Source organism: Brevibacterium sp. UCMA 11752, from assembly GCF_021532235.1.
In the GTDB taxonomy this organism is placed as follows: domain Bacteria; phylum Actinomycetota; class Actinomycetes; order Actinomycetales; family Brevibacteriaceae; genus Brevibacterium; species Brevibacterium antiquum.
Genome location: NZ_JACBOS010000003.1, coordinates 3,656,743 through 3,678,425 on the forward strand (window position 1 = coordinate 3,656,743; position 21,683 = coordinate 3,678,425).

Consider the following 21,683-nt stretch of genomic DNA (forward strand, 5'->3'; position numbering starts at 1 on the left):
GCATCATGGACGCCAGAGTGTACGAAAAGAATCAGCGGGTCTTCCAGACCGCACGCACCGCCGCGGTGCTGAGCGGAGCGATCACGGCCTTCATCACCTTCGCCGCGTTTATGATCGCTGGCTTCGGGATTCAGGAGACCGCGGCATGGATGTTCGCACTGAGTCTCATGTCAGCCTCGGCGCTGTTCGTCATCATGCACATCGTGACGACGAATGACCTCAAGCGAAAGCAGCCGACGCCGCAGACCTGAATCGACGATTTGCTTCAAGCACCGGCCGGAGGAACAGGAGTGATTCCGAACGGTGCCAGACCAGCCACTCCCCCATCCTCAGCGGTGAGTACCCAGACTCCCCCATCATGTCTGGCGACGCTGTGCTCCCAATGGCTGGCACGTGATCCGTCATCGGTCACGATGGTCCAGTCGTCGGCCAGGGTGATGGTCTCGCTGCTGCCGGCGGTGAGCATGGGTTCGATCGCGAGGCACATTCCTGATCTGATCTTAGGCCCGTTCGAACGCGCCCGATAGTTGAGAACCTCGGGCGGCATATGCATAGCTGTTCCGATGCCATGGCCAGTGAATTCCTCCACGAGTCCAAGATCGGGGGCTTCACGTGAGACGTGATCGTCGATGGCATCCCCGATGTCACTGACCTTGTTCCCTGCTGCGAACGCGGCAATGCCCACCCACATGGCCGTCTCCGTGGCCCGGGAGAGCGCGATGTCCGCCTTCGACCCAGCGGCGTCTCCGCCGATGATCATTGTGAAAGCAGAATCACCGTGGAACCCATCGACGATGGCTCCGCCGTCGATGGACACGAGATCGCCGGACTCGAGGACCCGCTCGCCCGGTATGCCGTGCACGATCTCCTCGTTCACGGAGATGCACACCACGGCGGGAAACCCCTGGTAGCCAAGGAAGTTGGACTGAGCCCCCGCCTCGGTGATCACGGATTCGGCGGCCGCATTCACCTCGGCGGTGGTTGCACCCGGGACTGCTGCCCCGCGAGCAGCTTTCAGCACCTCGTGGGTGAGCAGGCCTGCCCGGCGCATCTTGACCAGCTGTTCAGGGGACTTCAGCTCGATCCGGGGACCGAAGATCATCGAATGGAGTCGAGGATTCGGTCGGTGATCTCAGAGACTTCACCGAGTCCGTCGACCTGGCGCAGCAGGCCGCGTTCGCGGTAGATGTCGGTCAAGGGCTGAGTCTGCTCGGCGTAGACGTCCAGGCGGTGACGGATGACGTCCTCACTGTCATCGCTGCGACCCTCGGTCTGAGCACGCGCCAGGAGACGGGCGACGACCTCGTCGATATCAGCGGTGAGCTCGACGACCTGCTCGATCTCATGGCCCTGAGCGGCGAGGATCCGATCGAGCTCGTCGACCTGTGCGCTGGTGCGCGGGTAGCCGTCGAGGAGGAATCCCTCAGCAGCATCGTCCTGGCCCAGTCGATCGGCGACCATCGAATTGGTCACCTCGTCGGGGACGTACTCGCCGGCGTCCATATAGCGCTTGGCGAGATTGCCGAGCTCGGTCTCGCCCTTCACGTTCGCACGGAAGATGTCACCGGTCGAGATCGCGGGGATGTTCAGCGCCTCGGACAGTCGTGCGGCCTGGGTGCCTTTGCCGGCGCCAGGGGGGCCGATCAGAATGATGCGTGAGCTCATAAGGTATTTCCTTCCAATGGATTTCCGCGGTCGGGGTCGGTCAGCGCAGCAGACCTTCATAGTGGCGCTGCTGCATCTGTGCATCGATCTGCTTGACGGTCTCGAGACCGACTCCGACCACGATCAGAAGCGAGGTGCCGCCGAACGGGAAGTTCTGGTTCGCGTTGATGAGAACCAGCGCGATCAGCGGAATCAGTGCGATGAAGGCAAGGTAGAGCGAGCCCGGGAAGTTGATGCGGCTGAGCACGAAGCTCAGGTAGTCGGCTGTGGGCTTTCCTGCACGGATGCCGGGGACGAAGCCGCCGTACTTCTTCATATTGTCGGCGACTTCCTCCGGGTTGAAGGTGATCGCGACGTAGAAGTAGGCGAAGAAGATCGTCAGTACGGCGTAGGTGGCGATGTAGATGGGGTGGTCACCGCGTGTGAAGTAAGTGTTGATCCACTCCACCCATTTGCTCTCGGGATCGAAGAACTGCGAGATCAGGCTCGGCAGATAGAGAACCGAGGAAGCGAAGATCACCGGGATCACACCGGCCATGTTGACCTTGATCGGGATGTAGGTCGAGGTCCCGCCGAACATCCGTCGACCAACCATGCGCTTGGCGTACTGGACCGGGATGCGGCGCTGGGACTGCTCGACGAAGACGACGAGGGCCACGAGCACCAGACCGACGGCGATGACGATGAGGAAGATGTCGATGCCCTGTTCGCGGAAGATCGCTCCCAGCGACGACGGGAAGGCCGAAGCCACCGAGGTGAAGATGAGCAGCGACATTCCGTTGCCCACTCCGTGTTCGGTGATCTGCTCGCCGAGCCACATGATGAGGCCGGTGCCTGCCACCAGAGTGATGACGAGGACGGCGATGCCCCACCAGGTATCGTTGGTGATGAGGTCGGTGCAGCCTTCGATCTGGCCGAAGAGGGCTCCCGAGCGCACGGTGGACACGAGGGTCGTGGCATTGAGCACGGCCAGCCCGATGGTCAGGTAGCGCGTGTACTGGGTGAGCTTCGCCTGGCCTGAGGCGCCCTCTTTGTGGAGCGACTCGAAGCGCGGAATGACCACGCGCAGAAGCTGCACGATGATGCTGGCGGTGATGTAGGGCATGATGCCCAGAGCGAAGATCGACAGCTGCAGCAGTGCACCACCGCTGAACAGGTTGATCATCGCGAACCCGCCCTCATTCAGTTGCGGGGACGCCACGCACTCTTGGACCTGGGTGTAGTCGATTCCCGGCGAGGGAATGAACGAACCGAGCCGGAAGATGACGAGAATGCCCAGGGTGAAGAGGAGTTTGTTCCTCAGGTCGGGCGTTCTGAAGGCCCTCCGAATTGCGCCGATCAAGCGTCCTCCTCATTGGGGGATGAAAAAGTCAGGGTCGAAGATACAACCTGGCGAATGAGACAAATACCTGCAAAAGACTACCAGGCTATGACCGTCAGGCTGAAACCGAGAGGCCGCTTGGACGACTGCTCAGGCCCGATATCGTCGGGACTGTGTCGAAACCGACTCTGAGGCATCTTCGCCCAGGTCGCGGGCTCGAGAATTCGAGCACGAAGAAGGGGCGATCACAATGTGACCGCCCCTTCTGAGGAACCCTGAGAGTTCAGACCCGCTGTGCGAGTGCTGTTCAGGCTTCGCTGACGCTTCCGCCTGCAGCCAGGATCTTCTCGAGTGCTGAACCCGAGACCTTGTCCGCAGTGATGTTCAGAGCAACGGTGATCTCACCGGTGCCCAGAACCTTCACGGGCTGCTTTGGACGCACGGCGCCCTTGGCAACCAGATCGGCGACAGTGACGTCGCCGCCTTCTGGGTACAAGGCCGACAGCTTGTCAAGATTGACAACCTGGAACGTCACCTTTGCGGGGTTCTTGAACCCGCGCAGCTTAGGCAGACGCATGTGCATCGGAGTCTGTCCACCCTCGAAGCCGTGAGGAACCTGGTAGCGGGCACGTGTGCCCTTGGTTCCGCGTCCGGCTGTCTTGCCCTTCGAAGCTTCACCACGACCGACACGGGTCTTGGCGGTTTTTGCTCCAGGGGCAGGACGGAGATCGTGGACCTTCAGTGAGTCGTCATTCGACATATCAATCCACCTCTTCCACAGTCACGAGGTGACGCACGACGTTGATCATTCCCCGGATTTCCGGGCGATCTTCGCACACCACCACATCGTCGATCCGCTTCAGTCCAAGCGAACGCAGCGACGCGCGCTGGTTCGGCTTGCCACCGATATCGGACTTGCGCTGGGTTACCTTGAGCTTTGCCATCAGGACTTCCTCTCGCCTTCAGCAGCCGCCCGCAGCAATGCGTGAGGGGCGACCTCGTCCACAGGCAGACCACGGCGTGCCGCGACCTGCTCTGGGCGTTCGAGGCTCTGGAGGGCCTTGATCGCCGCGCGAACGATGTTGATTGCGTTGGCTGATCCCAGCGACTTGGACAGGATGTCCTGAACGCCGGCAGCATCGAGGACCGCACGCACCGGACCACCGGCGATGACGCCGGTACCGGGAGCGGCAGGCCGAAGCATGACGACACCGGCAGCGGTCTCACCCTGGATCGGGTGCGGAATGGTCTTCTGGATGCGGGGGACGCGGAAGAAGCTCTTCTTCGCCTCCTCAACACCCTTGGCAATGGCTGCAGGAACTTCCTTAGCCTTGCCGTAGCCCATGCCGACCATGCCGTCTCCGTCACCGACGACGACGAGGGCGGTGAAGGAGAACCGACGTCCACCCTTGACGACCTTCGACACACGGTTGATCGTCACGACGTGCTCGATGAACTGGCTCTTCTCTTCGCGGTCACCGCGACCGCCGCGTCCACGGCCCTCGCCGCGTCCACGACCCTGGCCGCCCTGACCACCCTGACCACCTTGACCGCGGCCACGTGAGGAGCGATCACTGTTGTTATCGGTGCGGGTCTCAGCAGCTGGCTGCTGTTCCTTGTTCTCTTCAGTGCTCATAGGGCCAATCCTCCTTCACGTGCACCTTCGGCGATTGCCTGTACACGTCCATGGTAGGCGTTGCCGCCACGGTCGAATACAACAGCTTCGATGCCGGCTTCCTTGGCGCGCTGGGCTACCAGTTCGCCGACCTTGTGAGCCTTGCCGGTTTTGTCACCGTCGAGTGTGCGCAGGTCGGCTTCCATGGTGGAGGCCGATGCCAAGGTCTTGCCGACGGTATCGTCGATGACCTGGACAAAGACGTGGCGCGTGGAGCGAGTCACTGACAGGCGTGGGCGTTCCGGCGTACCGCTGACATGCTTGCGCAGACGAGCGTGACGACGTTTGCGGGCCGCAGCCCTGCCCTTGCCGTAGCTTTCCTTTTTGCCAAAGGCCATCTCTACTTACCAGCCTTTCCGACCTTGCGACGGACATTTTCTCCGACGTAGCGAACACCCTTGCCCTTGTAAGGCTCAGGCTTGCGCAGCTTCCGGATGTTGGCAGCGGTCTCTCCGACCAGCTGCTTGTCGATGCCGTGAACGGCCAGCTTGGTCTGTCCGTCGACCGTGAAGGAGATTCCCTCAGCTGGTTCAACGGTGATCGAGTGGCTGTAGCCCAGAGCGAACTCGAGGTTCGATCCCTTGGCCTGCACGCGGTAACCGGTGCCGACGATTTCGAGAGCCTTCGAGTAGCCCTCGGTCACACCGACGATCATGTTGTTGATCATGGTGCGGGACAGTCCGTGCAGCGAACGCGATTCGCGCTCCTCGTTCGGACGGGCCACTGTGACGACGCCTTCGTCGAGCGATACGGTGATCGGCTCGGCGATGGTGACGGACAGCTCGCCCTTAGGTCCCTTGACGGCGACATCCTGGCCATCGATTTTGACCTCTACGCCATTCGGGACGGAGATCGGGTTCTTGCCAATACGTGACATATTCTTCTCTCCTTCCTTACCAGACGTAGGCGAGGACTTCCCCACCCACACCCTTCTTGGCGGCCTGACGATCAGTCAGGAGACCTGACGAGGTCGACAGGATGGCGATGCCGAGCCCACCGAGGACCTTAGGCAAGTTGGTCGACTTCGCGTAGACGCGCAGCCCGGGCTTCGACACACGGCGCAGGCCGGCGATCGAACGCTCGCGGTTAGGACCGAACTTGAGGTCCATGAGGAGAGTCTTACCGACCTGAGCGTCTTCGACGCTCCAACCGGTGATGTAGCCCTCGCTCTTGAGGATCTCAGCGATGTTGGATTTCAGCTTCGAGAACGGCATGCTGACGTCCTCGTGATAAGCCGAGTTGGCGTTGCGCAGACGTGTCAACATGTCTGCGACTGGATCAGTCATTGTCATTTGGGCTCTAGCCCTTCCTCGTTACGGTTTCCGCCCACGCAAAGCGTGCTTGGACCTGCAACGTAGCGATTATTTGGTCTTGAACGGGAACCCGAGGTGACGCAGAAGTGCACGTCCCTCGTCGTCGGTGTTCGCTGTAGTCACAACTGTGATATCCATACCCCGGACGCGGTCAATCCGGTCCTGATCGATCTCGTGGAACATCGACTGTTCCGTGAGACCGAAGGTGTAGTTACCGTTCCCGTCGAACTGACGATCCGAGAGGCCGCGGAAGTCGCGGATACGCGGAAGAGCCAGAGAGATGACACGGTCGACGAATTCCCACATACGGGCTCCACGCATGGTGACGTGGGCTCCAATGGGCTGACCTTCGCGCAACTTGAACTGGGCGATGGATTTCCTCGCCCGAGTCACGATCGGCTTCTGACCGGTGATCAGAGTGAGATCGTTGATTGCGCCTTCGATCAGCTTCGAATCGCGTGCTGCGTCACCCACACCCATGTTCACGACGATCTTGGTCAGACCGGGAACCTGCATGGGGTTTGCGTATTTGAACTCGTCCTGCAGCTTGGCCACGATGTCATCGCGGTAAACCTGCTTGAGGCGTGGCGCTGGACGGCTCGTTGTTGTTTCCGTCATCAGATCTCCTCCCCGGTTCGACGCGAGACGCGGACGCGGACGGTCTTATCGCGACCATCGCGTTCCACAGTTTCCTCGCGGTATCCGACGCGGGTGGGCTTGTTGTCCTTAGGATCAACGAGCGCCACGTTGGACACGTGGATTGGGGCTTCGTGAGTCTCACGGCCACCGGCAGTGCCGCCGGCCTGAGTCTGCGTTGCCTTCTTGTGCTTGATCACGCGGTTGATGCCCTCAACGAGGACGCGGTTGCGTTCCGGGTACACGGCAAGAACCTTGCCCTGCTTCCCACGATCGCCACCCCGTGACTGACGGGCGCCTGCAATCACCTGGACGAGGTCGCCCTTCTTGATCTTGAGCTTGTTCGCCATGCTCACAACACCTCCGGTGCCAGGGAGACGATCTTCATGAACTTCTTGTCGCGCAATTCGCGTCCCACGGGTCCGAAGATACGGGTTCCGCGTGGTTCGCCGTCAGTCTTGAGAATGACTGCTGCATTCTCGTCGAACTTGATGTACGAACCATCGGGACGACGGCGTTCCTTGGCGGTGCGAACGATGACAGCCTTGACGACGTCACCCTTCTTCACGTTTCCACCAGGAATTGCGTCTTTGACGGTTGCCACGATGGTGTCACCGATCGAGGCATAACGCCGACCGGAACCACCCAGAATCCTGATTGCCAGGATCTGCTTGGCACCAGTGTTGTCGGCGACCTTGAGTCGCGACTCTTGCTGAATCACTATTTTCTCCTGTCGTCGCGCCGGTTCTCACACGATTGGATGAGCCTTGCGGAACGGATTAATGACATTTCACCCCATTCCCGGTAGCCGCCCACGATCTGCTGGAGACCGTGGGCGGGACCGGGTGGGAGGGGTGGCGTCGGCTTACTTGGCGCGTTCGATGATCTCGACGAGCCGCCAACGCTTCGCGGACGAAACCGGCCGCGTCTCGGACACGAGGACGAGGTCGCCGACACCAGCGGCGTTCTCCTCATCGTGAACCTTGTACTTCACCGACTGGCGAAGAACCTTGCCGTACAGGCGGTGCGTCTTGCGCTCCTCCACCTCGACGACGATGGTCTTCTCCATTTTGTCGGAAACAACGTAACCACGCGCGGTCTTGCGGGAGTTACGGTCCGCAGGCGTTGCCTCGGGCTTGGTGGTCTCCGCCATCACTTGTCCTCTTCCTTAGCGTCAGCGGGGTTCGGACGGATGTCCAATTCCCGCTCATTGAGCACGGTGTAGATACGAGCGATGTCGCGACGCACGGCCTTGAGCCGACCGTGGCTCTCCAGCTGGCCGGTGGCCGACTGGAAGCGCAGGTTGAACAGCTCGGCCTTAGCCTTCTTGAGCTCCTCGAGCAGACGCTCGTTGTCATAACCGTCAAGTGCGTCCATGGAAAGGTTCTTCGAACCGATTGCCATACTCACTCACCACCTTCGCGGGCCACGATACGGGCCTTGAGCGGAAGCTTGTGGATCGCGAGACGCAGCGCCTCGCGTGCAACTTCCTCGGACACACCGGCGAGTTCAAACATGACCCGACCCGGCTTGACATTGGCGACCCACCACTCAGGCGAACCCTTACCGGAACCCATGCGGGTCTCGGCAGGCTTCTTCGTCAGCGGTCGATCTGGGTAGATGTTGATCCACACCTTGCCACCACGCTTGATGTAGCGCGTCATGGCAATACGTGCGGCCTCGATCTGCCGGTTGGTGATGTAGGCAGGCTCTGTGGCCTGGATGCCGTAGTCACCGAACGACACCTTGGTGCCGCCCTTGGCTGCGCCGCCCCGCTTGGGGTGGTGCTGCTTGCGGTATTTAACCCGACGAGGGATCAACATGTGTCAGCCCTCCGATCCGGCCTCAGCCGCAGGGGCCTCGGCATTGTTCTCGGTCTTCGGCGCTGCGTCATTCCGGCGCGGTGCTGCTGCGCCTTCCTGTCCACGACCACGGCCTCCACGGCCGCGCCCACGGCCCTTGGGGCCACGAGCTGCAGGAGCCTTGGCCTGCTCGGCAGCAAGCTCCTTGTCGGTCATATCGCCCTTGTAGATCCACACCTTGACGCCGATGCGACCAAATGTGGTGTGTGCTTCGTGGAAGCCGTAATCGATGTTCGCACGCAGGGTGTGCAGAGGCACACGACCTTCGCGGTAGAACTCGGAACGGCTCATCTCAGCACCGCCGAGGCGGCCGGAGCACTGCACGCGGATGCCCTTGGCACCTGCACGCTGAGCACTCTGGATCGACTTGCGCATCGCGCGGCGGAAGGCCACACGACTTGCGAGCTGCTCGGCAACTCCCTGAGCAACGAGCTGCGCGTCGATCTCAGCGTTCTTCACCTCAAGGATGTTGAGCTGAATCTGCTTGCCGGTGAGCTTTTCGAGCTGACCGCGAATGCGATCGGCTTCGGCTCCACGACGCCCGATGACGATGCCCGGGCGGGCAGTGTGGATGTCGACTCGGACACGATCACGTGTGCGCTCAATGTTCACCTTGGAGATGCCAGCGCGCTCAAGGCCCTTGGTCATCATCTGTCGGATCTTCACATCTTCGAGCACGTAGTCGCTGTAGCGCTGTCCCGGCTTAGTCGAGTCAGCAAACCACTTTGACTTGTGATCCGTGGTAATTCCGAGTCGGAATCCGTTCGGATTGATTTTCTGGCCCATTAACGGTTCCCCTTCCGGCTCTTGCGCTGAGGCAGGTCGTCACCGCTGGCCAGGACCACTGAAACGTGGCTTGTGCGCTTTTCAATGCGAAAAGCGCGACCCTGAGCTCGCGGGCGGAACCGCTTCATGGTTGGTCCCTCGTCCACGAATGCTTCGGAGATGACCAGTTCGTTCTCGTCGAACGCAATGCCCTCCTCGTCGGCCCGGGTACGCGCATTGGCGATTCCGGAGGCAACGAGCTTGTAAATCGGATCTGATGCCGACTGTTCTGCAAACTTCAACACTGCAAGTGCTTCGGTCGCCTGCTGACCACGAATGAGGTCGATGACGCGCCGAGCCTTGCGAGGCGTGACGCGCAGGTAACGCGCCTTAGCCTTGGCTTCCATCGCTTCCTTCTCTCTTGTCTAGGATCGTAAGAGTGCCCCGCGTCAGCGGCGGCGACCCTTGCGATCGTCCTTTTCGTGGCCACGGAACGTCCGTGTCTGTGCGAACTCGCCAAGCTTGTGTCCGACCATGGCTTCAGTGATGAAGACTGGAACATGCTTGCGTCCGTCATGTACTGCGATGGTGTGTCCCAGGAAATCCGGGATGATCATCGAGCGACGAGACCATGTCTTGATTACGTTTTTAGAGTTCTTCTCGTTCTGACGAGCCACCTTCTGGTACAGGTGTTCATCGACGAAAGGACCCTTTTTGAGGCTACGAGGCATAAGTCAGTACTCCAATCAGCGCTTCTTGCCGGTCCGGCGACGGCGCACGATGTACTTGTCGCTCTCTTTGTTCGGCCGGCGTGTGCGGCCTTCTGACTGACCCCACGGGCTGACTGGGTGACGACCACCCGAAGTACGGCCCTCGCCACCACCATGTGGGTGATCGATCGGGTTCATGACGACACCACGGACGGATGGGCGCTTGCCCTTCCAACGCATGCGGCCTGCTTTACCCCAGCTGATGTTCGACTGCTCGGCATTGCCGACCTCGCCGATCGTCGCACGGCAGCGAGCATCAACATTGCGGATTTCGCCCGAAGGCATCCGCAGCTGAGCGAACCGGCCGTACTTCGCAACGAGCTGCACGGAGGAACCGGCAGAGCGAGCGATCTTGGCACCGCCGCCTGGACGCATTTCAACTGCGTGCAGCACGGTACCGACTGGGATGTTGCGCAGGGCAAGGTTGTTGCCCGGCTTGATGTCTGCACCCAGACCGGCTTCCACCTGTGTGCCCTGCTTGAGGTTCTGCGGGGCGAGGATGTAGCGCTTCTCGCCATCTGCATAGTGCAGAAGAGCGATCCGCGCAGTGCGGTTCGGGTCATATTCGATGTGTGCGACCTTCGCCGGTACGCCATCTTTGTCATGGCGGCGGAAGTCGATGACACGGTACTGACGCTTGTGGCCGCCGCCCTGATGGCGAGTGGTCACGCGTCCCTGGCTGTTGCGGCCACCGCGCTTAGGCAGTGGGCGCAGAAGTGACTTCTCCGGTGTAGACCGGGTCACTTCGACGAAGTCGGCGACCGATGAGCCACGGCGGCCCGGGGTCGTCGGCTTGTGCTTACGGATTCCCATGAGTCTTGTCCTTCTTTTACGAAGGATCGCTTAGAGCGATCCACCGAAGATGTCGATCGATCCGTCCTTGAGGGCGACAATGGCACGCTTAGTGTCCTTGCGCTTTCCCCAACCGGTGCGAGTGCGGCGGCGCTTGCCCTGACGATTCAGGGTGTTGACCTTGGCAACCTGCACATTGAAGATCGATTCAATGGCGTTCTTGATCTCAGTCTTGTTCGACCCCTGATCGACGATGAAGGTGTACTTTCCCTCGTCCATCAGGCTGTAGGTCTTTTCCGAGACGACCGGAGCGACGATGACGTCGCGTGGGTCCTTGAAGTTCAGGCTCATGATGCGTCCTCCGATTTGCGGTATCCGCCCAGGAACGTCTCCAGCGCTGACTCGGTGAACACGATGTCATCGGCGATCAGCACATCGTATGTGTTGAGCTGATCGGAGGTGAGCACGTGAACATGAGGCAGGTTGCGAACGCTGCGCTCGGTGAGCTCGTCGTCACGGTTGAGCACCACGAGGGTGTTCTTGCGATCGGAGAGGCTGGCCAGAGCGAGCTTCGCCTGCTTGGTCGACGGTGCTTCGCCGGTGATCAGGTTCTTCACAACGAAGACCTGATCGAGACGTGCGCGATCCGAGAGAGCGCCGCGCAGAGCAGCGGTCTTCATCTTCTTGGGGGTCCGCTGCGAGTAATCGCGGGGAACCGGCCCGTGCACGACTCCACCACCGTTGTACTGAGGAGCACGGATCGAACCCTGACGGGCGTTACCGGTACCCTTCTGGCGGTAGGGCTTGCGACCGCCACCGCGTACTTCGGAGCGGGTCTTTGTCTTGTGTGTACCCTGACGGGCTGCTGCCAGCTGCGCGACAACAACCTGGTGGATCAACGGCACGTTGGTCTGCACGCCGAAGATCTCGGCTGGCAGGTCAACGGATCCGGTCTTCGCACCAGAAGCATCGACGACGTCGACTGTCTTGACATCAGTCATTACGTTCAGCCCTCCTTCGCGGCCGAGCGAACGAGAACGACTGCGCCCTTGGGGCCAGGTACGGCACCCTTGATGAGCAGGAAGTTGTTCTCGGTGTCCACGGCGTGGATCGTGAGGTTCTGGGTGGTGTGCTTGACTGCACCCATACGGCCGGCCATGCGCATACCCTTGAACACGCGACCAGGGGTCGCGGCTCCGCCGATTGAACCCGGCTTGCGGTGGTTGCGGTGCTGTCCGTGGGAGGCGCCGACGCCGTGGAAGCCATGACGCTTCATGACACCGGCGGTTCCCTTACCCTTGGTCTTTGCGGTCACATCGACCTTGATCCCGGCGTCGAACGTATCGACTCCGAGCTCCTGACCCAGTGCGTAGTCAGCAGCGTCTGCGGTGCGCAGCTCGACAAGGTGACGGCGTGGTGTCACGCCTGCCTTCTCGAAGTGGCCCGCAGTGGGCTTGTTGACCTTGCGAGGATCGATTTCGCCGAACGCGATCTGCAGTGCGGGGTAACCATCGGTTTCCTCGTTGCGGATCTGCGTCACGACGTTGCTGCCGGCGGCCACTACGGTCACCGGTACGAGATTGTTCTGCTCATCCCAAACCTGAGTCATGCCCAGCTTGGTTCCCAGAAGGCCTTTGACCTTGCGGGTGGTCGGGAGAGCTGATGAACGATTGTTCGCCATGTCTGCCTCCCTTAGAGCTTGATCTCGATATTGACGTCGTCGGCGAGGTCGAGACGCATGAGCGAGTCGACTGCCTTCGGCGTCGGATCGACGATGTCGATCAGACGCTTGTGCGTGCGCATTTCGAAATGCTCACGGCTGTCCTTGTACTTATGTGGCGAACGGATGACGCAGTAAACGTTCTTCTCCGTTGGCAACGGCACGGGGCCCACAACAGTCGCACCTGCGCGAGTGACGGTGTCCACGATCTTTCGTGCAGCACTGTCAATCACAGCGTGGTCGTACGACTTGAGCCGAATGCGGATCTTCTGTCCCGCCATGGCGTCGTCTCTTTCTTTAGTTACTTCCGGCCATCAACCAACAGTCGATCGAAATCTTCTGTGGTCTGTGCCGGCTGACCATGACCGACCCCCGAGGTCGGGCGTGTCGGCTAATCCTTGCGGAGAATCTTTCGATTCTCGTTGAGGGCCGACGGCGCTTCTACTCATTGGCTGCTCGGTCCGAACCCGCTCAAGGCAGATTCATCGATCCGATAGTGTTCCGGACTGTTCGCGGTATCTCTACCGCAGTGCAGGGGTCAACGTCCAAAACGCAACTTCACTATCTTGTCACATAGCACTTCTTCGGCGCAATTCCAGGCATCTGTCTTGTGAGGCATTTCATGTTCGCCTGCCGGTGCAAGTCAGGCAGGTCACGCGCCGAGGCTGGTCCCCGTTGTGAATGCACAGAACCCCGGCCCATTGGACCGGGGTTCCGAATCGATCTCTCAGGACCGAAGTCCCGAGCTCAAGGCCGAAGCCTGAGTGATCGAACGTATATCAGGCGGTGATCTTGGTAACTCGACCAGCGCCGACGGTACGTCCACCCTCGCGGATAGCGAAGCGGAGGCCCTCTTCCATAGCGATCGGCTGGATCAGCTCGACCGACATGTCGGTGTTGTCACCGGGCATGACCATCTCGGTGCCCTCAGGCAGCGTGATGACGCCGGTGACGTCCGTGGTGCGGAAGTAGAACTGAGGACGGTAGTTCGAGTAGAACGGGTTGTGCCGTCCGCCCTCGTCCTTGCTCAGGATGTAGACCTGGCCTTCGAAGTTCGTGTGAGGCGTGATCGAACCCGGCTTCACGATAACCTGTCCGCGCTCCACGTCTTCGCGCTTCGTTCCACGCAGGAGCAGTCCGACGTTCTCGCCTGCACGTGCGTCAGGCAGAGTCTTGCGGAACATCTCGATGGCGGTGACGGTCGTCTTGGACGACTTCTCCTTGATGCCGACGATTTCGATGTCATCGTTAGGCAGCAGGACGCCGCGCTCCACACGACCGGTGACGACGGTTCCACGACCGGTGATCGTGAAGACGTCTTCCACTGGCATGAGGAATGGCTTGTCGATGTCGCGCTCCGGCTCGGGAACGTTGTCATCGACGGCCTGCATGAGGTCTTCGACGCTCTTGACCCACTTCTCGTCGCCTTCCAGCGCCTTGAGAGCGGACACAGGAATGACGGGAGCGTTGTCGCCGTCGAAGTCCTGGCTCGAGAGCAGATCGCGGACCTCGAAGTCGACGAGCTCGATGAGCTCCTCGTCATCGACCATGTCGGACTTGTTCAGTGCGACAACGATGTAAGGCACACCAACCTGACGTGCGAGCAGAACGTGCTCACGAGTCTGCGGCATCGGACCGTCGGTAGCGGCAACCACGAGGATTGCACCGTCCATCTGAGCAGCACCGGTAATCATGTTCTTGATGTAGTCGGCGTGACCAGGGGCATCGACGTGAGCGTAGTGACGCTTCTCGGTCTGGTATTCAACGTGCGAGACGTTGATGGTGATGCCGCGCTCCTTCTCCTCAGGTGCGTTATCCACCTGGTCGAAGGCGCGAGCCTCATTGAGATCTGGGTACTTGTCCGCCAACACCTTGGTGATTGCGGCGGTCAAGGTGGTCTTTCCGTGGTCAACGTGGCCGATGGTGCCAATGTTGACGTGCGGCTTAGTCCTATCGAAACTAGCCTTTGCCACTGGGTTCCTCCTCGTGGTTGGCAAAAGATATGCGGTTCATATCTTAGACCTTTGTTGGTTATCTTTCATTTCGGTGAACATGTTCTTGCTCACCGTGGCGACCGGGGACCGGAGATTACTCTCCGCCACGCATCTTCTGGACGATCTCCTCGGCGACTGCCTTGGGGACCTCCGCATAGCTGGAGAAAGTCATCGAGTACACCGCACGGCCCTGGGTCTTCGACCGCAGATCACCGATGTAACCGAACATCTCCGACAACGGGACCACAGACTTGACGACCTTCACACCGGAAGCGTCGTCCATCGACTGGATCTGGCCACGTCGGGAATTGAGGTCGCCGATGACGTCTCCCATGTATTCCTCTGGGGTACGCACCTCGACGTCCATGACCGGTTCCAGCAGAACCGGCTTCGCCTTCTGAACGGCCTCCTTGAAGACCATCGAGCCGGCGATCTTGAATGCCATCTCCGAGGAGTCGACATCGTGGTAGGCGCCGTCGATGAGTGTGGCCTTGACGCCCACCATCGGGTAACCGGCGAGGACACCAAGCTGCATGGCGTCCTGGATACCGGCGTCGACGCTCGGAATGTACTCGCGCGGAATACGTCCGCCCGTGACGGCATTCTCGAACTCGTAGATCGTATCGCCTTCGACCTCGAGAGGTTCGAAGGTGACCTGGACCTTCGCGAACTGTCCCGATCCACCCGTCTGCTTCTTGTGGGTGTAGTCGTACTTCTCGACAGTGCGGCGAATGGTCTCACGGTAGGCGACCTGCGGCTTGCCGACGTTCGCCTCGACCTTGAACTCGCGACGCATACGGTCGACGAGGATGTCGAGGTGAAGTTCGCCCATTCCGCGGATGACGGTCTGGCCTGTCTCCACATCAAGCTCGACCCGGTATGTCGGGTCTTCCCTGACGAACTTCTGAATGGCAGCCGACAGCTTCTCCTGGTCGCTCTTGGTCTTGGGCTCAATGGCCACAGAGATGACCGGCTCAGGGAAGGTCATCGACTCGAGAGCGATCGGGGCGCTCGGATCGCACAGCGTGTCACCGGTGGTTGTCTCTTTGAGACCGATGAACGCGTAGATGTGGCCGGCGATGGCCTCTTCGACAGGGTTCTCCTTGTTGGAGTGCATCTGGAAGAGCTTGCCGACGCGCTCCTTCTTGCCGCTCGTCGAGTTGAGAACGGCCTCGCCCGACTTCACCTGTCCGGAGTACACGCGGACGTAGGTCAGCGTGCCGAAGAACGGGTGGGTGGCGACCTTGAACGCGAGAGCCGAGAAGGGCTCATCCTTGGAAGGCTTGCGAGTCAGCTTCTCGTCCTCGTCACGAGGGTTCTCACCGATCATGGGAGGAACCTCGAGAGGCGAAGGGAGGTAATCGATGACGGCATTGAGCATGGGCTGGACGCCCTTGTTCTTGTATGCCGAACCGCACATGACAGGGAACGCCGTGGAGTTGACGACGAGAGAGCGGATGCCCTCCTTGATCTCGGCAATCGAGATCTCTTCGCCCTCAAGGTACTTCTCCATGAGTTCGTCAGTGGCTTCAGCAACATCCTCGACGAGCTTGGCGCGGTACTCTACGGCCTTGTCCTGGAGATCCTCAGGGATCTCGATCTCGGTCATGTCCTGACCCTTCTTGGACTCATCAGGCCAGATGTAGGCCTTCATCTCAAGAAGGTCGACGACCCCGGCGAACTCCGACTCGGAACCGATAGGCAGCTGAATGACCAGCGGCTTGGCTCCGAGGCGTTCGCGGATGGTGTCGACGGTGAAGTAGAAGTCAGCACCGAGCTTGTCCATCTTGTTGACGAAGCACACGCGTGGCACGTCGTACTTGTCAGCCTGACGCCACACGGTCTCGGACTGCGGTTCAACGCCTTCCTTGCCATCGAAGACGGCGACGGCACCATCGAGGACGCGCAGTGAGCGCTCAACCTCGACGGTGAAGTCGACGTGGCCCGGGGTGTCGATGATGTTGATCTGGTTGTCGTGCCAGTAGCAGGTGGTGGCAGCCGACGTGATCGTGATGCCACGTTCCTGCTCCTGGTCCATCCAGTCCATCGTCGAGGCACCGTCGTGCGTCTCGCCGATCTTGTAGTTCACACCGGTGTAGTAAAGGATGCGTTCGGTTGTGGTGGTCTTACCGGCATCGATGTGGGCCATGATGCCGATGTTGCGGACCTTATTCAGGTCGGTGAGCACGTCAAGTGCCACGGTGTCTCTCTCTCACTCGATGATGTGATCGGCTCCCCCGCTGCCTGGCCGACAGGCGCCGCATGACGCCTGCCGGCCAGGGTTCCGAAGAGGAACGATTACCAGCGGTAGTGGGCGAAGGCCTTGTTGGACTCGGCCATCTTGTGGGTGTCTTCGCGACGCTTCACAGCGGCGCCGAGGCCGTTGCTCGCATCGAGAATCTCATTCATGAGGCGTTCGGTCATCGTCTTCTCACGACGCTGGCGGGAGTAAGCCACGAGCCAGCGCAGTGCCAAAGTCGTCGAACGAACCGGACGGACATCGACCGGAACCTGGTAAGTTGCGCCACCGACACGGCGAGAGCGAACCTCGAGGGAGGGGCGGATGTTGTCGAGAGCCTTCTTCAGGTTGACAACTGGGTCATTGCCGTTCTTCTCACGGGTACCTTCGAGAGCACCGTAGACGATGCGCTCAGCGGTCGAACGCTTTCCGTCGAGCAGGATCTTGTTGATCAGCTGCGTGACGATCGGCGAACTGAAGACCGGGTCAATGACGATCGGTCGCTTGGGTGCAGGACCTTTACGTGGCATTACTTCTTCTCCCTCTTCGCACCGTACTTGCTGCGTGCCTGCTGGCGGCCCTTGACACCCTGGGTGTCAAGCGAACCGCGAACGATTCGGTAGCGCACACCTGGCAGGTCCTTGACACGACCACCGCGCACGAGCACGATCGAGTGCTCCTGCAGGTTGTGTCCTTCGCCTGGAATGTAGGCAGTCACTTCGATCTGGCTCGAAAGCTTGACACGAGCGACCTTGCGAAGAGCCGAGTTCGGCTTCTTGGGTGTAGTGGTGTACACACGGGTGCACACTCCACGACGCTGCGGGCTGCTCTTCAGAGCAGGAGCGTCGGATCCTGCGGATTTGACATGTCGTCCCTTGCGGACGAGCTGCTGGATTGTCGGCACTAAGCGTTCTCCGTTTGCTTCTCGATAAACCTAATTCCCAACGTTGGCCATGGCATCAGCCATGTTTGTGAACCGTGGGACATATCCGACTGAACACCGGGTGAAGCTTCACGCCCGATGCCAGTATTCGCGCGACGGCCTGAACCCTGCACTCGGGTGTGTCGCAATGACACAGAACCTATGCAGAATGACACGTCGGCGGCCTGCCTCTGGCGAATTCTCACAATGGGTCCGGATCTCACAAAACATCCGGTATGGTCGTTCGCCGACGCAGATAACACAATCAGTCGCATCCTAGAATATCGCGGTTTCCCACATCTGGTCAAAACCAGCCGCTGTGCGCTGCACGACACAACCCCCGCCACCCGGGCGCAGAGAACCCTCTCCCCCGGCGCACCTACCTTTCGCGTACCGAAATCCGAGCTCTTCGCTGATCGAAGTCCGCGACAGCCGCGGTTCTTTCGCGCGCTCCTTCGCGCACCAGGGACAATCGTTTCCTTGACTCATTCAAGAAAAGGCGGCAAGCTGTTGCTGTGGCTGAGAACAAGGAAAGGCACGAATCGGAACCGACCGCAGCACTGCGGGAGAGTTCCCTTCGCGTGACGAAGCAGAGAGTCGCGGTTCTCGCGGCTGTGTGTGACCACCAGCATGCAGACACCGAGACTGTCATCCGCGCTGTTCGAGAGAATCTTCCCGAGGTATCACATCAGGCGGTGTACGACTCGCTGCACACGCTCACCGAGGTCGGACTCGTCCGGTGCATTCAGCCGTCCGGGTCCGTGGCCCGTTACGAGAGACGCATCGGGGACAATCATCATCACCTCGTGTGCCGCTCGTGCAATCTCATCGTCGATGTCGACTGTACGGTCGGGCAGGCTCCCTGCTTGACCCCTTCACACGACGCTGGATTCGTCATCGAACAGGCCGAAGTCACTTTCTGGGGCCTGTGTCCTGACTGCGCTGCGTCTGCAGCGCCTTCGGTCAGCCCCGAACCCGCCTCGGCGGTCTGAACCGATCCACCCATCGACAAAGCCACACCTTTGTCTTCAACCGGGTCCTGACGGGGCCCGAAAGTGAAAGGAATACTATGCCCGATACTTCCACCGCCGGCGGCTGTCCAGTCGCCCACTCCACTTCGGCAGCGGCGACGGCGCCCGAAGCCGACTCGCTGGTCAATCCCAGCCAGGGCGATGCCAACTCGCATTGGTGGCCGAATCGCCTCAATCTCAAGATCTTGGCCAAGAACCAGCCTGCCCGCGACCCGATGGACGAAGGCTTCGACTACGACGCCGAGTTCGCCAGTCTCGACTACTACGCGCTCAAGGCCGACATCGAAGAGCTCCAGAAGACGAACGCCGACTGGTGGTCCGCGGATTTCGGTCACTACGGCCCGTTCATGATCCGCATGGCCTGGCACTCCGCCGGCACCTACCGAGTCCAGGACGGACGCGGCGGCGGCGGCGAAGGGCAGCAGCGTTTCGCACCTCTGAATTCCTGGCCCGACAACGTGGGTCTCGACAAGGCCCGCCGACTGCTCTGGCCCGTCAAGAAGAAGTACGGCAAGAAGATCTCATGGGCTGACCTCTTCATCCTCGCCGGAAACGTGGGTCTCGAGTCCATGGGCTTCAAGACCTTCGGCTACGCCGGTGGCCGCAAGGACGTGTGGGAACCTGACAATGACGTCTACTGGGGCTCCGAGACCGAATGGCTGGGCACCGACAAGCGCTACGTGGGCAACCGCGAACTGCAGAAGCCGCTGGCGGCAACGACCATGGGCCTCATCTACGTCAACCCTGAGGGCCCAGAGGGCAAGCCGGATCCATTGGCCGCGGCCATCGACATCCGCGAGACCTTCGGTCGCATGGCCATGGACGACGAGGAGACAGTCGCCCTCATCGCAGGTGGACACACCTTCGGCAAGACCCACGGCGCAGCTCCCGAGTCGCACAAGGGCGGAGATCCGGAAGCCGCACCGATCGAGGAGCAGGGACTGGGCTGGAAGTCCGATTTCGGCACCGGCCAGGGCAATGACACCGTCGGCAGCGGCATCGAGGTCACGTGGACCTACCACCCGACCCGTTGGGACAACGAGTTCTTCCACATCCTCTTCGCCTACGAATGGGAGGTCTTCGAAAACGAAGGCGGACACCTGCAGTGGCGCCCAGTCGACGGCGGCGGCGATGACATGGTTCCGATGGCGCAGGGCGACGGACGCCGTGAGCCCCGCATGCTCACAACTGACCTTTCGCTGCGTTTCGATCCCATCTACGGTGAGATCTCACGCCGCTTCAAGGACGACCAGAAGGCCTTCGAGGATGCCTTCGCCCGCGCCTGGTTCAAGCTCACCCACCGTGACATGGGCCCGTCCACCCGCTACCTCGGACCCGAGGTCCCCAGCGAAGAGCTCATCTGGCAGGACCCGGTCCCGGCTGGCACACCGCTCGATTCGGATCAGCTCCAAGCGGTCAAGTCCGCCATCCGCGATTCGGGTCTGAGCGTCTCGCAGCTGGTCTCGACCACCTGGGCCGCAGCCTCATCCCACCGTGTCTCCGACTTCCGCGGCGGAGTCAACGGCGGACGCCTGCGACTCGAACCGCAGAAGAACTGGGAAGTCAACGAGCCCGCGAAGCTGGCCGAGGTCATCACCGTCCTCGAAGGCATCGCCGCGGACACCGGAGCAACGTTCGCCGATGTCCTGGCGATCGCCGGCGGCGTCGGCATCGAAACCGCGGCGAAGGCCGCCGGTCATGACGTCAGCGTTCCGGTTTCGACCGGCCGCGGTGACGCAACCCAGGAGCAGACCGACGTCGATTCGTTCTCGTACCTGGAGCCGACTCACGACGGGTTCCGCAACTATCTCACCGAGGATCTTCCGCTCTCGGCCGAGTTCCTCCTCCTGGACAGGGCCAGCCTGCTCGGTCTGACCCCGTCGGAGCTGACCGTGCTCATCGGTGGACTGCGCGTCCTCGGCGCGAACTACGAAGACTCCGAGCTCGGAGTGTTCACCGACCGTCCCGGCGAGCTGACGAATGACTTCTTCGTCAACCTCCTGGAACTGGGCAACGTCTGGAAGCCGATCGGTCCGTCCGAATCCGCCAACGTCTACGAGTGCTTCTCCCCCGAAGGCGAGAAGCTGTGGACCGGAAGCCGCATCGACCTGCTCTTCGGCGCCAACTCAGAACTGCGCGCCATCGCCGAGGTCTACGCCTCCGATGACGCCCAGGAGAAGTTCGTCAACGACTTCGTCAAGGCCTGGAGCAAGCTCGTCGAAGCAGACCGCTTCGATCTGCACCGCTGAGTGATCTGATAACGCACGACTGTGCCCCCACCACGACCGGTGGTGGGGGCACAGTCATATCCGGGATGGAACCGGGCGACTTCGTCGCGAGTGCGATCAGTCCTCTCGATTGAGGACTGCGGCATTGTGCAGCAGAGTACTCAAGTCGAAGAGCGCCACATTCTCCTCGCTGGCGTCTTCCGTCGCCGAGGTGGCATCGGCGGCCTGGTCGTCCGATCCTTGGGTTGACCGGTTGTCCGAATCCTGACTGGTCGAGTCCTGACTGGTCGAGTCCTGTCCGCTTCCGGCTTGACCGCCCGGTGCCGGGCCTCCGCCCGGTCCTGCACCGCCACCTTGTTTGCCACCACCCTGCTGGCCGCCACCCTGTTGGCCACCGGGTGCGCCCGGACCCTGGCTCGTCCCGCTCTCATTCGACATCACGACCGTTGAGGCTCCCACCGCTCCCCCGGCCAGGCCTCCGACGATGAATAGGGCAGCTCCTGCCAGGACGGCCGGAATCAACGGAACACGTCTCTTCCTTCGACCAGTTCCACCGTTCGCGCCAGTCAGACCGACATTGACCGGATGGTCGGGATCCCTCGGCACCGCCTCGGCCGGGATGGCCCTACTCTGATCGGGATTCTGATCGGAGTTGGGGTTGGGAAGGTTCGGATTCTGGTTGTCTGTCATGGAATCTCCTTGGTTGTCAGTGATTCCACTCTCGTGTGCTCGGCTGTCGCCAGTCCCAGC

The 21,683-nt window shown here is 60.8% G+C and carries 31 protein-coding genes; 3 read left to right on the forward strand and 28 right to left on the reverse strand.

Translation table 11 applies throughout. From position 1 onward, the window contains the following. Positions 1 to 5: 5 nt before the first annotated feature. Positions 6 to 251 (forward strand): hypothetical protein, encoded by a 246-nt coding sequence (locus tag HU144_RS16405; RefSeq protein ID WP_235352230.1) that lies wholly within the window; start codon positions 6 to 8, stop codon positions 249 to 251. Between the two features lie 14 nt (positions 252 to 265). Here the strand turns inward: HU144_RS16405 and map are convergent, their stop codons facing one another. The 27 genes from map to rpsL form a co-directional block, all read right to left on the reverse strand. Beyond that, positions 266 to 1,102, reverse strand: coding sequence for a type I methionyl aminopeptidase (map, locus tag HU144_RS16410; RefSeq protein WP_235352231.1), 837 nt, complete (start codon positions 1,100 to 1,102; stop codon positions 266 to 268). Beyond that, on the reverse strand, positions 1,099 to 1,665 hold the full coding sequence (locus HU144_RS16415) for an adenylate kinase (RefSeq protein ID WP_198398430.1): 567 nt from the start codon (positions 1,663 to 1,665) through the stop codon (positions 1,099 to 1,101). Before HU144_RS16415 ends, map begins: the two co-directional genes overlap by 4 nt. Positions 1,666 to 1,705: 40 nt before the next feature. After that, complete coding sequence (gene secY, locus HU144_RS16420; protein WP_235344183.1) at positions 1,706 to 3,007, reverse strand: preprotein translocase subunit SecY; 1,302 nt, start codon at positions 3,005 to 3,007, stop codon at positions 1,706 to 1,708. A gap of 286 nt (positions 3,008 to 3,293) precedes the next feature. Further along, positions 3,294 to 3,746, reverse strand: coding sequence for a 50S ribosomal protein L15 (gene rplO, locus HU144_RS16425; RefSeq protein WP_198398432.1), 453 nt, complete (start codon positions 3,744 to 3,746; stop codon positions 3,294 to 3,296). A 1-nt stretch (position 3,747) separates the two neighbouring features. Continuing rightward, positions 3,748 to 3,930 (reverse strand): 50S ribosomal protein L30, encoded by a 183-nt coding sequence (rpmD, locus tag HU144_RS16430; RefSeq protein ID WP_143921951.1) that lies wholly within the window; start codon positions 3,928 to 3,930, stop codon positions 3,748 to 3,750. After that, positions 3,930 to 4,622, reverse strand: a complete 693-nt coding sequence (gene rpsE / locus HU144_RS16435; protein ID WP_069599776.1) for a 30S ribosomal protein S5 — start codon at positions 4,620 to 4,622, stop codon at positions 3,930 to 3,932. The genes rpmD and rpsE overlap by 1 nt, the downstream gene beginning before the upstream one ends. Beyond that, positions 4,619 to 4,999, reverse strand: coding sequence for a 50S ribosomal protein L18 (gene rplR, locus HU144_RS16440; RefSeq protein ID WP_198398433.1), 381 nt, complete (start codon positions 4,997 to 4,999; stop codon positions 4,619 to 4,621). The genes rpsE and rplR overlap by 4 nt, the downstream gene beginning before the upstream one ends. Before the next feature lie 2 nt (positions 5,000 to 5,001). Beyond that, positions 5,002 to 5,538 carry a 50S ribosomal protein L6 gene (rplF, locus tag HU144_RS16445; RefSeq protein ID WP_143921952.1) on the reverse strand — a complete coding sequence of 179 codons (537 nt, stop codon included), beginning with the start codon at positions 5,536 to 5,538 and terminating at the stop codon, positions 5,002 to 5,004. Positions 5,539 to 5,554: 16 nt separating this feature from the next. Further along, positions 5,555 to 5,953 (reverse strand): 30S ribosomal protein S8, encoded by a 399-nt coding sequence (gene rpsH, locus HU144_RS16450; RefSeq protein ID WP_009883556.1) that lies wholly within the window; start codon positions 5,951 to 5,953, stop codon positions 5,555 to 5,557. Positions 5,954 to 6,022: 69 nt separating this feature from the next. Beyond that, the gene (rplE, locus tag HU144_RS16455) at positions 6,023 to 6,592 is read right to left on the reverse strand and encodes a 50S ribosomal protein L5 (protein WP_235352232.1); all 570 of its coding nucleotides are present in this window, start codon (positions 6,590 to 6,592) and stop codon (positions 6,023 to 6,025) included. Continuing rightward, positions 6,592 to 6,960 (reverse strand): 50S ribosomal protein L24, encoded by a 369-nt coding sequence (gene rplX, locus HU144_RS16460; protein WP_101621025.1) that lies wholly within the window; start codon positions 6,958 to 6,960, stop codon positions 6,592 to 6,594. Before rplX ends, rplE begins: the two co-directional genes overlap by 1 nt. 2 nt (positions 6,961 to 6,962) lie before the next feature. Beyond that, positions 6,963 to 7,331, reverse strand: coding sequence for a 50S ribosomal protein L14 (rplN, locus tag HU144_RS16465; protein WP_009883559.1), 369 nt, complete (start codon positions 7,329 to 7,331; stop codon positions 6,963 to 6,965). A 144-nt stretch (positions 7,332 to 7,475) separates the two neighbouring features. Next, positions 7,476 to 7,763, reverse strand: a complete 288-nt coding sequence (gene rpsQ / locus HU144_RS16470) for a 30S ribosomal protein S17 (protein ID WP_101574502.1) — start codon at positions 7,761 to 7,763, stop codon at positions 7,476 to 7,478. Further along, positions 7,763 to 8,014 (reverse strand): 50S ribosomal protein L29, encoded by a 252-nt coding sequence (gene rpmC, locus HU144_RS16475; RefSeq protein ID WP_009883561.1) that lies wholly within the window; start codon positions 8,012 to 8,014, stop codon positions 7,763 to 7,765. The genes rpsQ and rpmC overlap by 1 nt, the downstream gene beginning before the upstream one ends. A gap of 2 nt (positions 8,015 to 8,016) precedes the next feature. Continuing rightward, a complete protein-coding gene (gene rplP, locus HU144_RS16480) occupies positions 8,017 to 8,433 on the reverse strand; it encodes a 50S ribosomal protein L16 (RefSeq protein WP_009883562.1) in 417 nt (138 codons plus the stop codon). 3 nt (positions 8,434 to 8,436) lie between these two features. Next, the gene (gene rpsC, locus HU144_RS16485; RefSeq protein WP_009883563.1) at positions 8,437 to 9,258 is read right to left on the reverse strand and encodes a 30S ribosomal protein S3; all 822 of its coding nucleotides are present in this window, start codon (positions 9,256 to 9,258) and stop codon (positions 8,437 to 8,439) included. Next, a complete protein-coding gene (gene rplV, locus HU144_RS16490; RefSeq protein WP_009883564.1) occupies positions 9,258 to 9,644 on the reverse strand; it encodes a 50S ribosomal protein L22 in 387 nt (128 codons plus the stop codon). Before rplV ends, rpsC begins: the two co-directional genes overlap by 1 nt. 42 nt (positions 9,645 to 9,686) lie before the next feature. After that, positions 9,687 to 9,968 (reverse strand): 30S ribosomal protein S19, encoded by a 282-nt coding sequence (gene rpsS / locus HU144_RS16495; protein ID WP_009883565.1) that lies wholly within the window; start codon positions 9,966 to 9,968, stop codon positions 9,687 to 9,689. A 15-nt stretch (positions 9,969 to 9,983) separates the two neighbouring features. After that, positions 9,984 to 10,820 carry a 50S ribosomal protein L2 gene (gene rplB, locus HU144_RS16500; protein ID WP_198398434.1) on the reverse strand — a complete coding sequence of 279 codons (837 nt, stop codon included), beginning with the start codon at positions 10,818 to 10,820 and terminating at the stop codon, positions 9,984 to 9,986. Positions 10,821 to 10,850: 30 nt separating this feature from the next. Further along, the gene (rplW, locus tag HU144_RS16505; protein ID WP_101621022.1) at positions 10,851 to 11,150 is read right to left on the reverse strand and encodes a 50S ribosomal protein L23; all 300 of its coding nucleotides are present in this window, start codon (positions 11,148 to 11,150) and stop codon (positions 10,851 to 10,853) included. Continuing rightward, positions 11,147 to 11,800: a 50S ribosomal protein L4 gene (gene rplD / locus HU144_RS16510; protein WP_198398435.1), complete on the reverse strand. Its 654-nt coding sequence runs from the start codon at positions 11,798 to 11,800 to the stop codon at positions 11,147 to 11,149. Before rplD ends, rplW begins: the two co-directional genes overlap by 4 nt. 5 nt (positions 11,801 to 11,805) lie before the next feature. Then, entirely contained in the window at positions 11,806 to 12,480 is a 675-nt protein-coding gene (gene rplC / locus HU144_RS16515; protein ID WP_198398436.1) for a 50S ribosomal protein L3, read from the reverse strand. An 11-nt stretch (positions 12,481 to 12,491) separates the two neighbouring features. Further along, positions 12,492 to 12,800, reverse strand: coding sequence for a 30S ribosomal protein S10 (rpsJ, locus tag HU144_RS16520; RefSeq protein ID WP_009379191.1), 309 nt, complete (start codon positions 12,798 to 12,800; stop codon positions 12,492 to 12,494). Between the two features lie 498 nt (positions 12,801 to 13,298). Continuing rightward, a complete protein-coding gene (gene tuf / locus HU144_RS16525; RefSeq protein WP_198398437.1) occupies positions 13,299 to 14,492 on the reverse strand; it encodes an elongation factor Tu in 1,194 nt (397 codons plus the stop codon). 115 nt (positions 14,493 to 14,607) lie between these two features. Further along, complete coding sequence (gene fusA / locus HU144_RS16530; RefSeq protein WP_235352233.1) at positions 14,608 to 16,713, reverse strand: elongation factor G; 2,106 nt, start codon at positions 16,711 to 16,713, stop codon at positions 14,608 to 14,610. Positions 16,714 to 16,811: 98 nt separating this feature from the next. Then, positions 16,812 to 17,282, reverse strand: coding sequence for a 30S ribosomal protein S7 (rpsG, locus tag HU144_RS16535; RefSeq protein ID WP_009883572.1), 471 nt, complete (start codon positions 17,280 to 17,282; stop codon positions 16,812 to 16,814). Then, entirely contained in the window at positions 17,282 to 17,656 is a 375-nt protein-coding gene (gene rpsL, locus HU144_RS16540; protein ID WP_101621017.1) for a 30S ribosomal protein S12, read from the reverse strand. The genes rpsG and rpsL overlap by 1 nt, the downstream gene beginning before the upstream one ends. Before the next feature lie 533 nt (positions 17,657 to 18,189). Here rpsL and HU144_RS16545 point away from each other — a divergent pair. Then, on the forward strand, positions 18,190 to 18,666 hold the full coding sequence (locus HU144_RS16545) for a Fur family transcriptional regulator (RefSeq protein WP_198398439.1): 477 nt from the start codon (positions 18,190 to 18,192) through the stop codon (positions 18,664 to 18,666). 77 nt (positions 18,667 to 18,743) lie between these two features. After that, a complete protein-coding gene (gene katG / locus HU144_RS16550) occupies positions 18,744 to 20,954 on the forward strand; it encodes a catalase/peroxidase HPI (protein ID WP_235352234.1) in 2,211 nt (736 codons plus the stop codon). Between the two features lie 96 nt (positions 20,955 to 21,050). On the opposite strand, the gene HU144_RS16555 is transcribed toward katG, so the two are convergent. After that, positions 21,051 to 21,623 (reverse strand): hypothetical protein, encoded by a 573-nt coding sequence (locus HU144_RS16555; RefSeq protein ID WP_235352235.1) that lies wholly within the window; start codon positions 21,621 to 21,623, stop codon positions 21,051 to 21,053. Between the last annotated feature and the right edge of the window lie 60 nt (positions 21,624 to 21,683).